The following is a 15,762-nucleotide window of genomic DNA, read 5'->3' on the forward strand; positions in this document are numbered from 1 at the left end:
GCTGGGGCGGCGTGGTTGCGGTTGGGACAGCCCCGGGTCGTACCGAAAAAGATCAGGAACCGACAGCGGCCTCGCGCCGATCGGCGGGGTGGCGGCCGGTGAGCGACGCGGCGGACATCGCGCCGACCGCGAGCAGCCCGGCGAGCGGAGCGAAGGCGAACCCGGAGCGGATGCTCTCACCCACCAGCGGCCCGGTGATCGCCGCGCCCGCCGCGCTGCCCACAGTGAACGCCGTGATGATCCAGGCGAACGCCTCGACAGCGGTCCCGGCCGGGGTGATCCGGTCGGCGGTCAGGAAGACCGCGGTCAGCACCGGCGGCAGCGACAGGCCGGAGAGCGCGAGCAGCAGACCCATCGGCCACGGCCCGGGAATCGCCAGCAAGGGGACAAAACCGGCGGCTAGCCCCGCGGTGACCAGCGGCAGGCGACCCCGGCCGCCGGGGCGGGCACGCATGTAGAGCAGGCCGCCGATCAGCGCGCCGGTCGCCTGGGCGGCCAGCAACCAGCCGCTGAGGGAACGGTTCCCGGCGGCCTCGGCATAGCCGGTGACGGCTACCGGCAGGCTGCCGATCGCGGCGCCGGCGCAGGTCACGCCGAGGAGGATGACAACGAAACGGGCTACCCGCAGCGGACCGGCCCAGTGCCGGGTGGCGGCGACCCCGCGCCAGGTGCGGACCGCGGGCGTCGCGGCGAAGACCGCTACGCCGGCCAGCTGCAGCAGGGCCGCGACGATCAGGCCGGCGGGTGGGCCGGCCACGCCGACAGCGGCGAGGGTGACCAGCGGGCCCGTCACATAGATGACCTCCTGCACCGCGATGTCCAGCGAGTAGGCGGCCGCCACCGTGCCGGCCTCGACCATGTCCGGCCAGAGGGCGCGCAGGCAGGCTTCCAGGGGCGGGGTGCCGAGGCCGGCCAGCACCGCGCCGGTCATCGTCGCCGGCAGCGCGTGGCCACCCGCCGCCACCAGGACGAAGCCGACAGCGGAGAGCAGCGCCGAACCCCAGAGCACCGGCGGCTGCCGCCAGCGGTCGACGATCCGGGCGAGGATCGGCGCGCTGACCGCCATGCCCGCGGTGTAGGCGCCGACGACCAGGCCGGCGAGCGCGAGACTGTGCGCCTCGCGGGCGAAGAGCAGGAGGGCGAGGGGGGCCGAGGCCATGGGCAGGCGCCCGGTCTGACTCGCGATCAAAAGCCGTTTCACGTACGGGGTGGCGAGCAGTTTCGTGAGTGCGGACATGCGTCGCTCTTTCGTTCCAGGGGTGGGCACTCGTCATCAGTGGGTGTCTCGTGGTCGCGCTTGCCGTCGAGGCGCTTGCCGACGGCGGGTTTCTCGTCGTCGCGCTTGCCGACGAGGCACTTGCCGACGAGGCACTTGCCGACGAGGCACTTGCCGACGACGCGCTTGCCGACGACGCGCTTGCCGACGCCGCGTTTCTCGACGCCGCGCTTGCCGACGAGGCACTTGCCGACGACGCGCTTGCGGACGACGCGCTTGCCGTCGTCGCGCTTGCCGTCGCCGCGCGAATCGTTCCGTCGCGAGCGGTTTCACAGCGCGGCCACCGCGATTGCGCGGATCGTTCCCGCTACACGCGAGGCCGCAGTTGCGCGGACCGTTCCGTCGCGGACCGGTCCGTCACGGAAGCCGCTACCGCCGCGCGTGCGGACCTCATCGCGGGCCGTTGTCGTCGCGCGGGCGTCGTCGCTTCACGAGTGGCGCCGCTACGCAGGTCCGGCCGGACGGGATTGCGGGAGAAACGAACGCTCAGGGAGCGAAATCGGCCCGATCGTGGTCAAGGCCGTAAAGCGGCAGATCCGGAGTGACCCAGCCCGCATAGGCGGCGGCGATGGCGTCGATCCGGGTCACACGCCGCACCCTACCGGATCCACCCCCGGAGACCGAACCGCGAATCCCCACACCTTCCGTCCGCCGGCTGCCATCGGCCGTCACAGGCGGCGGATGACCGAGACCACCTTCCCGAGAATGACCGCGTCGTCGCCGGGAATGACCGAATAGCTGGAATTCTGCGGCACCAGCGCGACATGCCCATCCCGCCGCTGGAACGTCTTCACCGTCGCCTCGCCGTCGATCATCGCGGCAACGATCTCCCCGTTCTCCGCGACCGGCTGCTGCCGGACCACCACCACGTCCCCGTCACAGATGGCCGCGTCGATCATCGAGTCACCTTTGACGTTCAGCGCGAACAGCGTGCCGTGCCCCACCATCCCGGCGGAGACCACCAGCCGATCCGTCACATGCTCCTCAGCCAGGATCGGCGCACCGGCCGCGATGTCCCCGAGCACCGGAATCGCCACCACCTGATCGGCCCGGATCAACTCCCGAACCTCAGCCAGCCCGCCCGGATCCGCCGTGCCCACATCCGCGATGTCGGAGCCCACCACGCCGCCCGCGCCCGAACCCACAATGCCGGAGCCGGCGGCACCCGCACCCGCACCCGCACCCGCACCCGCACCCGCACCCGCAATGCTGGAGCCAGCCGCGCCCGAATCCGCAATGCCGGAGCCGGCGGCACCCGCACCCGTCACGCCGGAGCCAACCGCGCCCGAACCCGCCACACCGGAGCCGACCGCGCCCAGCCGCCCTCTTGAGGCACCCGAAGCCGGCAACCCCGCCTCCCCCGGCTCCCGCACGTCGACCGCGCGCGACCCGTGCGGCTGCCGGCGCAGCAAGCCATGCCGCTCCAGCACCTTGAGGTGATGCGCCACCGACGACGGCGAGACCAGCCCGACCGCCGCCCCGATCTCCCGCACCGTCGGCGGGAAGCCCCGCTCCCGCACCGACTCGCGAATGACAGCGAGAATGCGCTCCTGCTTGGCGGAGATCCGCGGTCGCGGCTCGTCGCCGACATCGACGCCCATGTCCCGTACCTTACCCGATGATTAGATCAAATGTACGAACCGTGACCGGAACCGCCCGCTCGGAACATCGCCACCACCGACCTCTCCGCCCAACCCCACTGACCGCCTCACCATGCCACGACCCTCCGACGAAAACGGCCGGGCCGACGGCTCAGCGGACGAAGAGCAGAAAGAGCCCCGCCCAGGTACAGCCGATCATGAAGAGCACCAGCGGAAACTCCTCGGCGAGCGTCGCCAGCACGGGCTTGGGGCCGGCCTCGGTGACCGCCCCCGCACGTCGAACCCCCACCGGCCGGGCGGCACCCGCCAGAGCGGCGTCATGCGCCACGATCACCCCGAGCACATGTCCCACCAGGATCAGCGCGACCTGGGCCCCGGCAATCGCCGCCGGAACAGGGACGACGTTCCAACTCACCCCTTCGCCGAGCCCCCACTGCCGGGTCAGCAGCAGAACGCCCCGCGGTGCTTCGACGATCAGCAGCGAGAGATAGTGCGCCAGCGTGTACCCCACGGCGATCGGGATCAGTGATGCGGCCACGTCCAGATCCCCGGCCGTCTTGCGCACGGCGACCCAGACGCCCAGGCAGAGCGCCACCAGCGCCATCGTCGCCCACACCGCCGGATGCCCGGCCCGCTGCACGAACCCGGCCCACCAGGGCGACCCGGAAGCACTGTCGAAGACCGTCGATCCCCACCACACCGCCACAAAGGCCGCCAGCCCGGCAGACGGCAGCCCGGCGGACGAGTGGGGCAGCGGCGCCGCGAGCCCGCTCAGCGGCCGGCGCCACCGAACCGGGCTGAGCCGCCCGGCCAGCGACGAATAGACCTCGAAGCAGTCCCCCCGGGCGAACCACTCCTCGCCCCGGAGAGCCGCCATCCCCAGTTGTGCCACCGCGTACCCGGCCAGGCACCAGCCGATCAGCCGTGGATCCGCGTGGCCGGGCGCCACCAGCTCGAACCACACGAACGCCAGCAGCCAGCACACCCCGGGCCACACTCCGAGCCCGGCACCGGGGCGCAGCCCGGCAGCCGGCAGCCGCAACATCCGGAACAGCGTCCGCAGTGGGTTCACCGCCCGCCACACCGGCCCGAACACCACGCTGACCGGCACCAGCCCGACCCACAACCACACGAACAACGCGTGCGCCGCCGGGTTCTCCGGCCCGGCCGGCCCGGCCAGCGCGTTTCCCCCGAGATAGAGCGCGAGCAGCAGCACGAACCCGCGCAGCACCGGGAGCCAGCCGGCCGTTCGCACCGTCCGTGGCACGCCTGCGGCCAGTCGCGGCTTCCTCCACCAGACCGCCGAGATCAGGAACGACAGCACCACTGTCGCCGCGCCGGCCTGCAACACCAGGTCGAGCGGCAGGGGCAGGTCCGACGAGCCACCGACCCCGTGGGCCAGGACCGTCACTTCACCTCGAGCTGCAACAGCAGCGTGTCCGGGTGAGCCTCGACGTCGAACAGCCCGGCCCGCGCGGCCACGAAGACGATGCACATGGGCTCGCCCGGCCGCACCGGGTACTCCAGGTCGTACCCGTGCACGTGGATCCGCGCGGCGACGTCGACGGAGACGCCGAGCCGGACCTGGCTGCCGAGCGGCACGCTGACCCGTCGCGGAGCGGGGACGGCTTTCCCGTCCTCCAGCGCCGCGGTCGCCACCACCTGGTCGGGCGACGCGGACCCGCAGGCGGCGGGGGTCGCCGCCTGGGCGGCCGGCGCGCTCGTGCAGCCGGGCAGCAGCGCCAGCGCGGCCAGCAGGAACGGCACCGTCCGCAACGCCCGGCGCCCACCGGAGGACGGCGCCGGCGTGGGGACCACCGGTCCGCCGAAGCCGACAGGCTCCCGCTGAATCAGCGTCAGCACGCCGAGCTGCGCGAAGATGGCGATCGACGCCGAGGACACCACCAGCACGAACGCCGCGAACATCGACGAGAAGGTGACCAGGCTGGTCGCCGACATCAGCACGGTGAGGCCGAAGAGGGCGGGCACCACCAGCACCACCGATGCCACCAGCAGCAGGAGCCCGGTCCACGTCTTCACGCCGGCACCTCCACGGCCGGAGCCGCCCGCTGCGCGAGTCGCCGCAGGACCGACGCCCCGGCCACCGCGACCCCGGCTCCGAGGCCGAGGGCCAGCACCACCAGCGCCCGCTCGACCGCCGGTGGCCCGGCGAACGGCAGCACCGCCCGGTGGAACGAGGTCACGTCGGGCAGCACGAACACCGCGGTCAGCGCGGCACCGGCACAGACCGCGAGCAGCCCGGCGGGCCGGCCGCGCAGCGCCACCGTCGCACCGCCCAGGATGAGCGGCCAGGCCAGCAGGTTGATGCCGGCGGCGCTGAGGAAGGTGCCGGCCGGGGGCGCCGATTCGACAGCGAGGGTGGAACCGAGGACGTGGGTGATCGACGCGGCCATCGCGATCGCGCCGGTCGCGGCGAGCAGCAGGTCGGCGCGGTGCAGGCGGCGGGCGATCACGGGTACGGCCACGGCCGACACGATAGCCAGCGCCCACCAGGGCAATGGGTTCGGTGGCCGCTCCCCGGTGAGCACGCCGGACACCGTCACGGCGGTGCCGCCGGCGTCGAGGTCGAGCGCCCAGTCCGCCGTACGCCCGAAGGTGATGTTTTTCCCCTCGGGGGCGAATCGGGAGTCGGCCCAGGTCAGTGAGGTGCCGGCGGGGACGGTCCGGTCGATGCCGCGGATCGTGACCGGGCCGCCGGTGTGATTCGTCAAGCGCAGCTTGGCGCCGTCCTCGATGGCGACCACGGCGAGCCCGGGCACCGATGGTGTGATCGTCACCACCTGGCTGCGCGCGTTCGTCGCGACCAGGCCGCCGGCGTGCGCCGCCGCCGGTCCGGCCGTCCCGAGCAGCAGCCCGGCGACGACGGCCAGCAACACCACGAGGCGACGCACCGGGATCACTCCGACTGCAGGCGCTGGATGCTGCGGACCACCAGCACGGTGGCCACGCCGGTCAGCGCGGTCAGCGTCAACAGGCCGCTGACGATGTGGATGTTCCACCCCACCGTGCCGGTCTGAATCTTGCCGACCAGCAGCACGGCTCCCCACACGATCGGTGGCGCGACCAGCCCGAGGGTGCTCCAGCGTGCCGTCACCGGCAGGGTGACCAGGGTGTTTCCCAGGCGCAGCAGCAGCTCGACGACGGGCACGGCGATCGCCACGGTCAGCTGCGGCCACCACGGCCCCTCGGAGGCGAACATCAGGTGCATGAGCAGCGCGGGGATCGACACCAGCGCGGTCGGCAGCCCGATCGGCAGCCGCCAGCGGCGACCGATCATCAGGATCGGGACGAGCAGCAGAACGGTGCTGAACAGGTAGCCGTGCACCAGCTGACCGTCGACGGAGAACACGTTGGGCTCGGCCCTGCCGGTGCCGAGGTGGTAGAAGCCCAGCGCGGTGGCGTGCAGCGAGTAGATGTGCAGCGGCAGCACCGCGAACAGCGCCGAGATGCCGACCAGCCAGGCGCCGCCGATGCTCAGCACGCGGCCGGGCAGGGTGGCCGTCATCAGCGCCGGGCCCATCGCGACCAGCACCATGCCCAGGATGATCAGCTCGTGGCTGGGGCTGACGAAGATCTCCAGGTTCTTCTCGATCCCGAAGATGTTGTGCCACAACGTGTCCATGCCACCACCGACCAGCAGCGACGCCATCCCGGCCAGCGGGATGCGCAACGCGTTCGGCAGGGCGAGCAGGCTCTGGTAGGTCGGGATCGCCGGCAGCCGCGACTTCATGATCCAGAGAAGCGTGAAGCCGGACGCCGCGATGCCCGAGTAGAGCACACCGTGCCAGGGGGTCCAGAACGTCTCCAGCTCCGGCGTGGTGGCGTGCGCGTAGGCGTCGAGCTGCAGCCCGATCACCAGCCAGGCGCTCGCGACCAGCAGCACCCACCGCTCCCGCGCGGTGAACACCGGGCCGGTGGTCACCGCGCCGGCCACCTGTGGCCGCTCCACGGACGTTGTCACGTTGGTCCTCCGATCGATCCGGGCGAAGGTAACCTACATCGCCCGTGTTACATGAATCGATCAGAGATGACCCTGATTTCGGCGGCGCGGCCGTTCCCCGCTGTCTCTTGCCGCCATCGCTGGCGCCATGCCGGCCGCTGGTCGGCAGTGACATCGAGATTGCCGCCGCGGCTCGTCCTGGATCGCCCGACCGGCGGCGGTCATCTCCCGGGCTCGACGGCTCGATCGCAGCGCGCCAGCTGCTCCTCGAGGTGGAAGATCTGGTCGAGCACGACCATACCCTCGTCGGGGCGGAGCTCGCCCAGAACCGGGAAGAACTCGGCCATCGCAGCCTGCCAGCGAGCATTGACCTCGGTCCGCGCCATGGCGGCCTGAGCCGCGGCGAGATCCTCGGTCTCCAACGTCCCGACGAGCAAGCCGTCCGGGCGCAGGAACAGCCGATAGTTTCGCCAGCCGGTCTCGTGCAAGGCCTTGAGCATGCCGGGCCAGACAGCGGCATGCGCCTGGCGATAGGCATCCAGTCTGGCCGGGTCCACCTGGAGCGTGAAGCAGACATGGGTCACCTTGTGAAACGTATCAGTCGGTCCTCCTGACAGCCAGGCGTCACCTCGGCCTCAGGCGAGCACCGTGGTGATCAGCAGGTCGAGTGGAAGAGCCCACCGACCGCCACCGCACCGGCCAACTCGTTGTAGATCCGCACCGCCTCGGTGGTCTCCGCCACGTGCACCTCGACGTCCCGCTGCCGCAGCATCTGCACCGTCGCCGGATCCACCCGCAGCACCGAGTCCATCCCCCGGGACAACACCAGGACCGTGGCTCCGTGATCGAGCAACTCGGCGACGTCGGCCGGCTGGATGCCGGGGTCGTGCCGGGTTCCGGTCTCGGTCCAGTCCCACGGCCGCCCACCGCCCGGCCACAGCTTGAAATCCTTGCCCTCGGGCAGCCCCTCGACCGCCATCTTTCCCCACGACACGTCCAGGATCCTCGGCGAATCCGCCATGCTCACCCCTCTCCGATCTCCACAGTGGCCGCGGCCTGGAGTGCCTCGGCCAGCCGCGCCGCCGCCGGTGGCAGCGGATCATGCACCCAGGCCAGGGTCATCCGCCGCCCTTCCTCCGGACCACCATGCACGGGCAACACCCGCACCCCGTCCGGCACCGCACCGGCCAGCAGCGGCGGGATCGTCGTCAGCCCACACCCGGCCGCGACCAGATGCAGCTTGGCCAGCCAATCGCGAGCCACATGCGCGACCACCGGCCGCTCGTCGAGCCCCGGCCACACGCCCATCAGTCGCTCACCACCCGAACTCTGCCCAGCGATCCACTCCTGGCCCCGCAACTCCGACACGTCCACGTAGGAACCGCCGGCCAACGGATGCGTGGCCGGCACCGCGACCATCAAGCTGCGGTCGGTCAACACCCGCATCCGCAACGGCGGCGCCTCGGTGTCCGGTGGCCGGTGCGGCGGCTCCGTCGCGATCACGGCCACGTCGAGGCTCCCCGCGCGCAGGGCACGGATCAGCGCGGGCGTGGACGCTTCACGGCTGGTCACTGTCACTCCGGGGTGCGCACGCCGCAACTCGCTCAACGCACGTGGCACCAGTCCCGCGCCGGCGCTGGTGAACCAGCCAAGCCGCACCCGGCCGCCCGCACCAGGCAGGCCGGCCAGTTCGCGCGCCGCCGCGTCGACCTGCTCGGCCACCGCGACCGCACGGCGCAACACGATCCGCCCCGCCGAAGTCAGCCTCACCCCCTCGTGCCGTCGCTCCAGAAGATCCGCCCCCACGGCTCGCTCCAGAGCCGCGATCTGCCGGGAGACCGCGGACTGCGTGTATCCCAACGCGGTCGCCGCGGCGGTGAAGGTGCCGCGCTCCGCCACCTCCCGGAACACTCGCAACGCTACCAACGACGCGTCCGTGATCGCCATGACGATTACTCATACCAGGCATGAGTAAATCTCGTTGGTCGCATCGCCGGAGGCGGCCTAGCTTTGCCGCATGACTTCTCGGATCGCCCTGGTCACCGGGGCTACTCAGGGGCTCGGCACGGCGTTGGCGGCGGGCCTCGCGCAGCGCCTGGGCGCCGCCGACACCGTCTACCTGACCGGCCGCGACGCGGCCCGGGTGGGCGCGGCCGCCGCTTCCCTTCCGGCTCACCCCGCTGAGGTGCGCGGTGAGGTGCTGGACGTGTCCGACCCGGAGTCGGTCGCCGGTCTCGCCGCCGAGCTGGAGCGCCGCCACGGTGGCGTCGACATCGTCTTCAGCAACGCGGTGATGCGTGTCGGCCCGGATGACGACCCACGCGCGATCATCGACGACTACGCGCAGGTCAACGACTTCGGGACCACCCGGGTGCTGCGCGCCTTCGCTCCCCTGACGCGCGACGGCGGCCGGCTGATCGTGGTGGCCAGCTCGCTCGGCACTCTCACCTTCCTGGCCCCCGTGCTGCATCGCCACTTCGACGGACTGCCCTCACTCGACGCGGTCGACGCCGCCACCGCCGACTGGTGTGATCAGGTCCGCGACGGCCGTGCCCGAGCCGGCGCCTGGCCCGGATTCGTCAACATCCCGTCCAAGATCGCGCAGGTCGCCGCCGTCCGAGCGCTCGCCCACGAGCGACGGGAGTCCGACGCCGGACGCGGCATCCTGCTCGCCGCCGCCTGCCCCGGCATGATGAACACACCCACCTCCGCCCTCTGGTGGGACGTCAGCGACGCGCCCACTCCGGCCCGGGCCGCGGTGCCGCTGCTCTCCCTGGCACTGGATCCGATCAAACCCGACCACTACGGCGAGCTCGTCCGCGACGGCGTCGTCCTCCCGTGGCGCCCGTGAGTGCCGGGTCGCAGACCGCCGTGCTGATGTCTCCCGCCCCGCCCCGCCTGTCCGGTTCCTGGAGTGGCGAGCGCCGCCCACGGCCATCCCGCTATCCCGCCGCGCCAGCACGCGTGCGGGAGGCTGTGGCTCACACCGCTCGATGCCGGCCACGGTTCCGGTGATCACGGGCGGCCCGCTCGCCACCACACCCACCCCGCGGTTCGATCGGGAGCCACCCGGCGGTCTGAGCGCGGGGCATCGTCCGGCGGTGGTGACGGCGCCGGCTGAGCGGCACACCGGCCGCGACCACCACGCATCCCACCCGGGGAGGAATCCGAGACGAGAGGCAGCAAGCCACTTCCCGCGTAGCGAATGGTGAACAGCGCGACCGATGTCACGGTGCGCGCCGGCGCCGCGACCAGGTAGCGGATCTTCCCGACCGGAGCCGGCGATCCCCTGGTTGAGACGCCGCCACAAGTCGCCCCAGGCCCGGAGCGTGGTGAGAATGCGCACGTGAGTGGTCATTTTCACGGCATACGGGTATGCGGAAGTGCGCTGTACTTAGCAGATCGACTGGGACGGGAGCAGGCAATGACTCAGGCAAGTCACCGCCAACGCGTGGTCGTGGTGGGGGCCGGTTTCGGTGGGCTCTTCGCGATCAAGGCGCTGCGCAAGGCTCCGGTGGACATCACCCTCATCAACGGTACGGCGTACCACCTCTTCCAGCCGCTGCTCTACCAGGTGGCGACCGGGATCCTGTCCGAGGGCGAGGTCGCTCCGCCGATCCGGGAGGTCCTGCGCCGTCAGGAGAATGTGGACGTTCGCCTGGGCTGGGTGACGGACGTCGACGTCGAGAACAAGGTCGTGTCGGTGTCCGGCCCCGGCATCGACTACACCGTGGAGTACGACACGCTGATCGTGGCGGCCGGCGCCTCGCAGTCGTACTTCGGCAACGACCAGTTCGCCGACCACGCGCCCGGCATGAAGAGCATCGACGACGCGCTCGAACTGCGTGCCCGGATCTTCGGCGCGTTCGAGGTGGCGGACCTGCAGACCGACCCGGAGGCGGCGCAGCGCTGGCTGACCTTCGTGGTGGTCGGCGCCGGCCCGACCGGCACGGAGCTGGCCGGCCAGATCGCCGAGCTGGCCCACCGCAACCTGCCGGGGCAGTACAAGCACATCGATCCCCGCAAGGCCCGGATCATCCTGGTCGACGCGATCGGGGCGGTGCTGAACACGTTCGGCGACGACCTTTCCGCAGGTGCGCAGCGCGAGCTGGAGAAACTCGGCGTCGAGGTGAAGCTGAACACCAAGGTTGTCGGGGTCGACTCGACGGGGATCGAGGTGGAGGACGCGACCGGCCGGCACCGCATCCCGTCGGTGACCAAGGTGTGGGCGGCCGGGGTGTCCGCGCCGCCGCTGGCGGCCAAGCTGGCCGAGGCGACCGGGGCGAAGACCGACCGGGCCGGGCGGGTCTTCGTGGACCAGGACACCACGCTGCCCGGACACCCGGAGATCTTCGTGCTGGGCGACATGATGAACCTGGCCGGCGATGACGGGAAGCCGTTGCCCGGGGTGGCGCAGGTGGCCATCCAGAGCGGCCGGCACGCGGCCGACCAGATCAAGCGGCGGATCGCCGGGAAGGAGGCCGGGCAGCCGTTCAAGTACTTCGACAAGGGCAGCCTGGCAACGATCTCGCGGTTCTCCGCGGTGGCCAGCATCGGCAAGGTGCGCCTGTCCGGCTTCCCCGCCTGGGTGGTGTGGGTCGCGGTGCACCTGTTCTACCTGGTCGGCTTCAAGAACAGGGTGACGGCGGTGCTGCACTGGGCGGTCAGCTTCGTCGGGCGCGGCCGTTCGGAGCGGGTCGCGACACTGCAGCAGGCGTTCGCTCGCCGCGCGATCCGGGCCTACGGTGACCCGTTCGCCCGCGAACGCGCCGAGTCCGGCGACCGCCCCGAGCCCGCTGACCGGCGCGAGACCGCTGCCCGGACTGAGACCACTGGCCGCCCTGAGGCCGCCGACCGCCCCGCGACCACCGACCAGCGCGAGACCGCTAACCGCCCCGCGACCACCGACCAGCGCGAGACCGCTAACCGCCCCGCGACCACCGACCAGCGCGAGACCGCTAACCGCCCCGCGACCACCGACCAGCGCGAGACCGCTAACCGCCCCGAGTCCGGCGACCACCTCACCTCGGCGGAGGTGACAGCCACCACGCCGATCATCCCGGCGCGGGAGGAGGCGCGCTCGGCTGCGAAGCCCGGGACCGATGACGGGCGCCCGGTGCCCCAGGCACCGGAAAGGGAGCGTTTGAGCGTGCGCGAGTGACAGCCGGGTGTGCCGTGTCGACGCATGGCAGCGGATTCGATCGGGCGGTGGCCCGGCCTGCGTCGTCGACGACCGTGACGTCGACGACGAGCCCGCCGCATGCGTCGACCGGGCGCCGCCCGGTCGGCCGGGACGAGGGGCCCGTCCGGCAGAAATCTTCGTCAGGTGTCTCGAAGCTGATCGTCGACCGGCGGTAACCCGGGGTTCGATCACCAGGTAGCGTGTACCGGCCCCGCCCGGACGGAGCGACGGTGCTGTTCGGCGCCGGTTCGGCCGGGCGACGGTGGAAACGCCTGATGACACGCCCACGGAGAGAAGGCCCCGATTGATGCCGGTCACCGCCGCGACCGTTATTGCTTCTCGGCAGCCGGCGCTGGCTCCGGTCTTCGGGACCTTGACGCTGTTCACCGGGCGGATGGGGTCGGGCAAGAGCACCCTGGCCCTGCAGAACGCGTTCAACCGGCAGCAGGCCGGGCGTCCGGGCGTCCTGCTGACCAGCCAGGACCGGGCCGGTGAGGGGATCATGTCGTCCCGGCTCGGGGTCGCCGCCGACGCCATCGAGGTGCACTCGGAGATGGACCTGGCCTCGCTGGTCGCCGAGACGGTGCCGGCCGGTGGGTTCGTGATCGTGGACGAGGCACAGTTCCTCAGCCCGGCGCAGGTGGAGCAGCTGGCCTGGGCGGCGGACGAGCTCGGCGTGGACATCGACTGCTATGCCATCACCACGGACTTCCTGTCCCGGCTGTTCCCGGGTGCGCAGCGACTGGTCGAGCTGGCCGACGTGATCCTGCCCCTGCAGGTCGAGGTGACCTGCTGGTGCGGGCGCCCCGGCCGGCAGAACGCCCGGATCGTCGACGGCCAGGTGGCCCGGGCCGGTGAGCAGGTCGCGGTCGGCGACACCACCGAGACGTCAGCGGTCTCCTACCGGGTGCTGTGCCGCCGCCACTGGCGCAACGGCGAGCCCGGCCCCGCCTGACAGCCGAGCGGCAACCACGCTCCCGGCCGGCCCGACGACGAACCCGGCCGCACCTGACAGCCGAGCGCGACCACACTCCCGCCGGCGCAACGGCGAGCCCGGCCCCGCCTGACAGCCGGGCGGCAACCACGCTCCCGGGTGTCCCCGTGACAGGCCACCGAAGGTCGACAGCGGCGGACAGGCGGCGACGAGGCACCCGGGTAACAAGTCCGGAAAATCAGCACTTACCGGTGCCCCACCAGCGGCACGCTACGGTCCACATGTCCGAGGTCTGCAGCCGCACCTCCCCACCGCGATCATCGAGCACCGCCCGCCCACCGGCCAGCGGCACCACCATCGACTCCCCGGGCGCCAGCACCGTGCTCTCCTCGAACCGGTACTGATACCGGCTCACCACCACGTGCCCCTGCAGGTCGACCGGCTCGTCGCTGACGTTCACCACCTCGACCCTCTCGACCCCGCCGTACTTGACCTTCAGCGAGACCTTCCCGGCCAGCGGACTTCCGCACCCCACCTGGCACGGATACACGAACGACCGCCGCAGGTCACCCTGCGGATCGAAGAGGTACGCCCCGTCACCCACCGAGTTCCGGAGCGGATCCACGTTCGTGAAGATCGGCGCCGACAGTCCCCAGTACTTGTCAGTGGCGGTGTCCACGCCCTGCCCCACGTGCACATAGACGGCCCCGCCGGCCGGCACCACGGTCCCCGCCGTGAACGTGTACCGCCGCAGCCCGGAATCCCGCACCCACCAGCCGCTCAGGTCCACCGCCGCCGAGCCGTGGTTGCCGATCCGGATCCATTCCCCGTTCAGGTTTCCGCCGTCGTCCCCGTCCGCGTCACTGTTCGCCCAGACGGTGAGGTTCGCGGCCGCCGCCGGCCCCGCCCCGCAGTAGTTCTCGTCCCACATCAGCTGCTTCTCGGTGGAAGCCCGCGCCTCGTCCAGCTCATAGGCCGAGTCCCACGCCCACTCGCCGGCGAACGGCAGCCAGAGCGCGTACCCGTGCCGGACCAGGTCCTCCCCGATGTCCCGCCACGTCCCGTTGATCTTGACTGAGATCGATCGCAACGGACGGTTACGACTCTGGCTGTCCGCGTGCTGCGCCGTCATCCGCACCACGCCGTTGCCCGCCCGGACCAGCCGCTCGACCCGCGCGGTCGCCTCCAGGGCGTGACAGTCGCCCCGCCGCTTCGCCGCCTTCGGCGAGTAGACGTGCTGCTCCATGGCCTGCACCCCGATCACCCGGATGGACCGCGGCGTCGTGGTGCCGTCGCCGTTCACGTCCACCAGCAGGGTGTCACCGTCAGCCACCCAGGCGACCTTGCCGGTCCAGACCGAACAGCGCGGGCTCCCGGCTACCGGCCGGCAGGGGACCGACGCGGCGAGCGCCGGAGCGGGCAGGCCGGCCAGGGTCAGGGTGGCGGCGGCGGTGACGGCGGTGGCCAGCGAGGCGAGTCGGCGCAGCATGCCAGCACGATCGGGCGAACCCGGTTGCGGATCGAGTTTTCCCAGGCTGCGGCCCGGTTGCGGACCGCTCGGCGGGCGCGGCTCACGGCGTACCAAAAACTGCTTCCGGTACGCGGTGAGCACTCCCGCCGTACCGAAGAATGGTCCGGCCGGCTACCGTGACAAGTCGTTAAAACCTATAAACCCGATAGGTAATGTATATTGATCGAGCCGGTCATCCCGCGGACACGCATCGTCACCGCCGCCGTGGATTTCTCAAGGGGAAACGCACATGACTAGTCCGATTCTGAACCGCCGCACGCTGCTCGGAGGGCTCCTCGGAGTGACAGCGCTCGGCCTGACCGGATGTGCCGGCGACGATGCCGCCTCCGCGAGTCTCTCCGCCGCCGACCCGCTGCCCACCACCGTCGACCCGGCCACCCAGCTGATCATCTCGATCCACACCTCGCAGGTCGGACTGACCGCCTCCGGCGAGATCGACAAGATCCCGTTCAAGGTCAAGGACTGGCCCAACATCTCCGCCGGCCCGGACGTGATCCAGGGTTTCCGGGCCAAGTCCATCGACCTCGCCAACAACGCCGGCATCCCGCCGATCCAGGCCGCCGCGATCAATGTGGACGCGAAGATCGTCGCGGTGCAGACGGTGCACAAGCCGCAGTACACGTTCGTCACGGCGCCCGGCAACCCGGTGAAGGACATCACCGACCTGCGCGGCAAGAAGATCGCCTTCTCGCAGGGCCAGGCGCAGGGCCTGGTGGTTCTGCGCACCCTCAAGGAGCAGGGTCTGTCCACGAAGGACGTGCAGCTGGTCGCCCTGCCCAGCACGAAGTTCCTGGTCGCCCTGCAGAGCAAGCAGGTCGACGTCGCGCCGCTCTACGAGCCGGCCATCACCAAGTACCTCGCCGAGTACGGCAAGGACGGCGCCATCCAGTTCCCGATGACCGCCGTCGACTACCTGAGCGTGCTCTGGGCGCCGTCCGAGGTGCTGGCCGACTCCGCCAAGGTCGCCGCGATCCGCTCGTTCATCCCGATCTGGGCCAAGGACCAGATCTGGCGGTGGGAGAACCCGGAGAAGTGGCTGGACGCCTACTACGTCAAGGACCAGCAGGTGTCCGAGGCGGACGCGAAGCGGATCGGTACCACGCTGCAGCAGCCGTTCTTCCCGACGAGCTGGGACAAGGCGGTGGCCTGGGAGAGGGAGTCCGCCGGCCTGCTCGTCGAGGGCGGCTTCATCAAGAAGATCGACCCGGAGAAGCTGTTCGACAGGCGTTTCGAGGGCATCGCCTCGAGCGCGGTTCCCGCCAAGTACCAGGAGTGAT

15 protein-coding genes are annotated in these 15,762 nt (G+C 71.2%); 5 read left to right on the forward strand and 10 right to left on the reverse strand.

Features of this window, described 5'->3' with window-relative positions:
• Positions 1–52: 52 nt before the first annotated feature.
• Positions 53–1,237, reverse strand: a complete 1,185-nt coding sequence (locus tag Actob_RS30655; protein ID WP_284915333.1) for an MFS transporter — start codon at positions 1,235–1,237, stop codon at positions 53–55.
• A gap of 50 nt (positions 1,238–1,287) precedes the next feature.
• On the opposite strand from Actob_RS30655, the gene Actob_RS30660 reads away from it, so the two are divergent.
• Positions 1,288–1,821, forward strand: coding sequence for a hypothetical protein (locus Actob_RS30660; protein ID WP_284915334.1), 534 nt, complete (start codon positions 1,288–1,290; stop codon positions 1,819–1,821).
• 123 nt (positions 1,822–1,944) lie between these two features.
• Here the strand turns inward: Actob_RS30660 and lexA are convergent, their stop codons facing one another.
• The 8 genes from lexA to Actob_RS30700 form a co-directional block, all read right to left on the reverse strand.
• Entirely contained in the window at positions 1,945–2,877 is a 933-nt protein-coding gene (lexA, locus tag Actob_RS30665; protein ID WP_284915335.1) for a transcriptional repressor LexA, read from the reverse strand.
• 151 nt (positions 2,878–3,028) lie between these two features.
• The gene (locus Actob_RS30670) at positions 3,029–4,288 is read right to left on the reverse strand and encodes a hypothetical protein (RefSeq protein ID WP_284915336.1); all 1,260 of its coding nucleotides are present in this window, start codon (positions 4,286–4,288) and stop codon (positions 3,029–3,031) included.
• Positions 4,285–4,917, reverse strand: coding sequence for a hypothetical protein (locus Actob_RS30675; protein ID WP_284915337.1), 633 nt, complete (start codon positions 4,915–4,917; stop codon positions 4,285–4,287). Before Actob_RS30675 ends, Actob_RS30670 begins: the two co-directional genes overlap by 4 nt.
• Entirely contained in the window at positions 4,914–5,789 is an 876-nt protein-coding gene (locus Actob_RS30680) for a hypothetical protein (RefSeq protein ID WP_284915338.1), read from the reverse strand. Before Actob_RS30680 ends, Actob_RS30675 begins: the two co-directional genes overlap by 4 nt.
• Before the next feature lie 5 nt (positions 5,790–5,794).
• The gene (locus Actob_RS30685) at positions 5,795–6,859 is read right to left on the reverse strand and encodes a hypothetical protein (RefSeq protein ID WP_284915339.1); all 1,065 of its coding nucleotides are present in this window, start codon (positions 6,857–6,859) and stop codon (positions 5,795–5,797) included.
• A gap of 200 nt (positions 6,860–7,059) precedes the next feature.
• The gene (locus tag Actob_RS30690; protein ID WP_284915340.1) at positions 7,060–7,422 is read right to left on the reverse strand and encodes an L-rhamnose mutarotase; all 363 of its coding nucleotides are present in this window, start codon (positions 7,420–7,422) and stop codon (positions 7,060–7,062) included.
• 71 nt (positions 7,423–7,493) lie between these two features.
• Positions 7,494–7,859 carry an Mth938-like domain-containing protein gene (locus Actob_RS30695; protein WP_284915341.1) on the reverse strand — a complete coding sequence of 122 codons (366 nt, stop codon included), beginning with the start codon at positions 7,857–7,859 and terminating at the stop codon, positions 7,494–7,496.
• A gap of 2 nt (positions 7,860–7,861) precedes the next feature.
• Complete coding sequence (locus Actob_RS30700) at positions 7,862–8,785, reverse strand: LysR family transcriptional regulator (protein ID WP_284915342.1); 924 nt, start codon at positions 8,783–8,785, stop codon at positions 7,862–7,864.
• Positions 8,786–8,855: 70 nt separating this feature from the next.
• Here Actob_RS30700 and Actob_RS30705 point away from each other — a divergent pair, with 70 nt between their 5' ends.
• The 3 genes from Actob_RS30705 (at position 8,856) to Actob_RS30715 (ending at position 12,975) form a co-directional block, all read left to right on the forward strand.
• The gene (locus tag Actob_RS30705; RefSeq protein ID WP_284915343.1) at positions 8,856–9,689 is read left to right on the forward strand and encodes an SDR family NAD(P)-dependent oxidoreductase; all 834 of its coding nucleotides are present in this window, start codon (positions 8,856–8,858) and stop codon (positions 9,687–9,689) included.
• 573 nt (positions 9,690–10,262) lie between these two features.
• Positions 10,263–11,999 (forward strand): NAD(P)/FAD-dependent oxidoreductase, encoded by a 1,737-nt coding sequence (locus Actob_RS30710; RefSeq protein WP_284915344.1) that lies wholly within the window; start codon positions 10,263–10,265, stop codon positions 11,997–11,999.
• Positions 12,000–12,327: 328 nt separating this feature from the next.
• Positions 12,328–12,975 carry a thymidine kinase gene (locus Actob_RS30715; RefSeq protein WP_284915345.1) on the forward strand — a complete coding sequence of 216 codons (648 nt, stop codon included), beginning with the start codon at positions 12,328–12,330 and terminating at the stop codon, positions 12,973–12,975.
• Positions 12,976–13,192: 217 nt separating this feature from the next.
• On the opposite strand, the gene Actob_RS30720 is transcribed toward Actob_RS30715, so the two are convergent.
• Complete coding sequence (locus tag Actob_RS30720) at positions 13,193–14,443, reverse strand: lamin tail domain-containing protein (RefSeq protein WP_284915346.1); 1,251 nt, start codon at positions 14,441–14,443, stop codon at positions 13,193–13,195.
• 271 nt (positions 14,444–14,714) lie between these two features.
• Between Actob_RS30720 and Actob_RS30725 the strand changes: the two genes are divergently transcribed.
• Positions 14,715–15,761: an ABC transporter substrate-binding protein gene (locus tag Actob_RS30725; protein ID WP_284915347.1), complete on the forward strand. Its 1,047-nt coding sequence runs from the start codon at positions 14,715–14,717 to the stop codon at positions 15,759–15,761.
• Position 15,762: the final 1 nt, after the last annotated feature.

The sequence above is a fragment of the Actinoplanes oblitus genome (assembly GCF_030252345.1).
Classification (GTDB): Bacteria; Actinomycetota; Actinomycetes; order Mycobacteriales; family Micromonosporaceae; genus Actinoplanes; species Actinoplanes oblitus.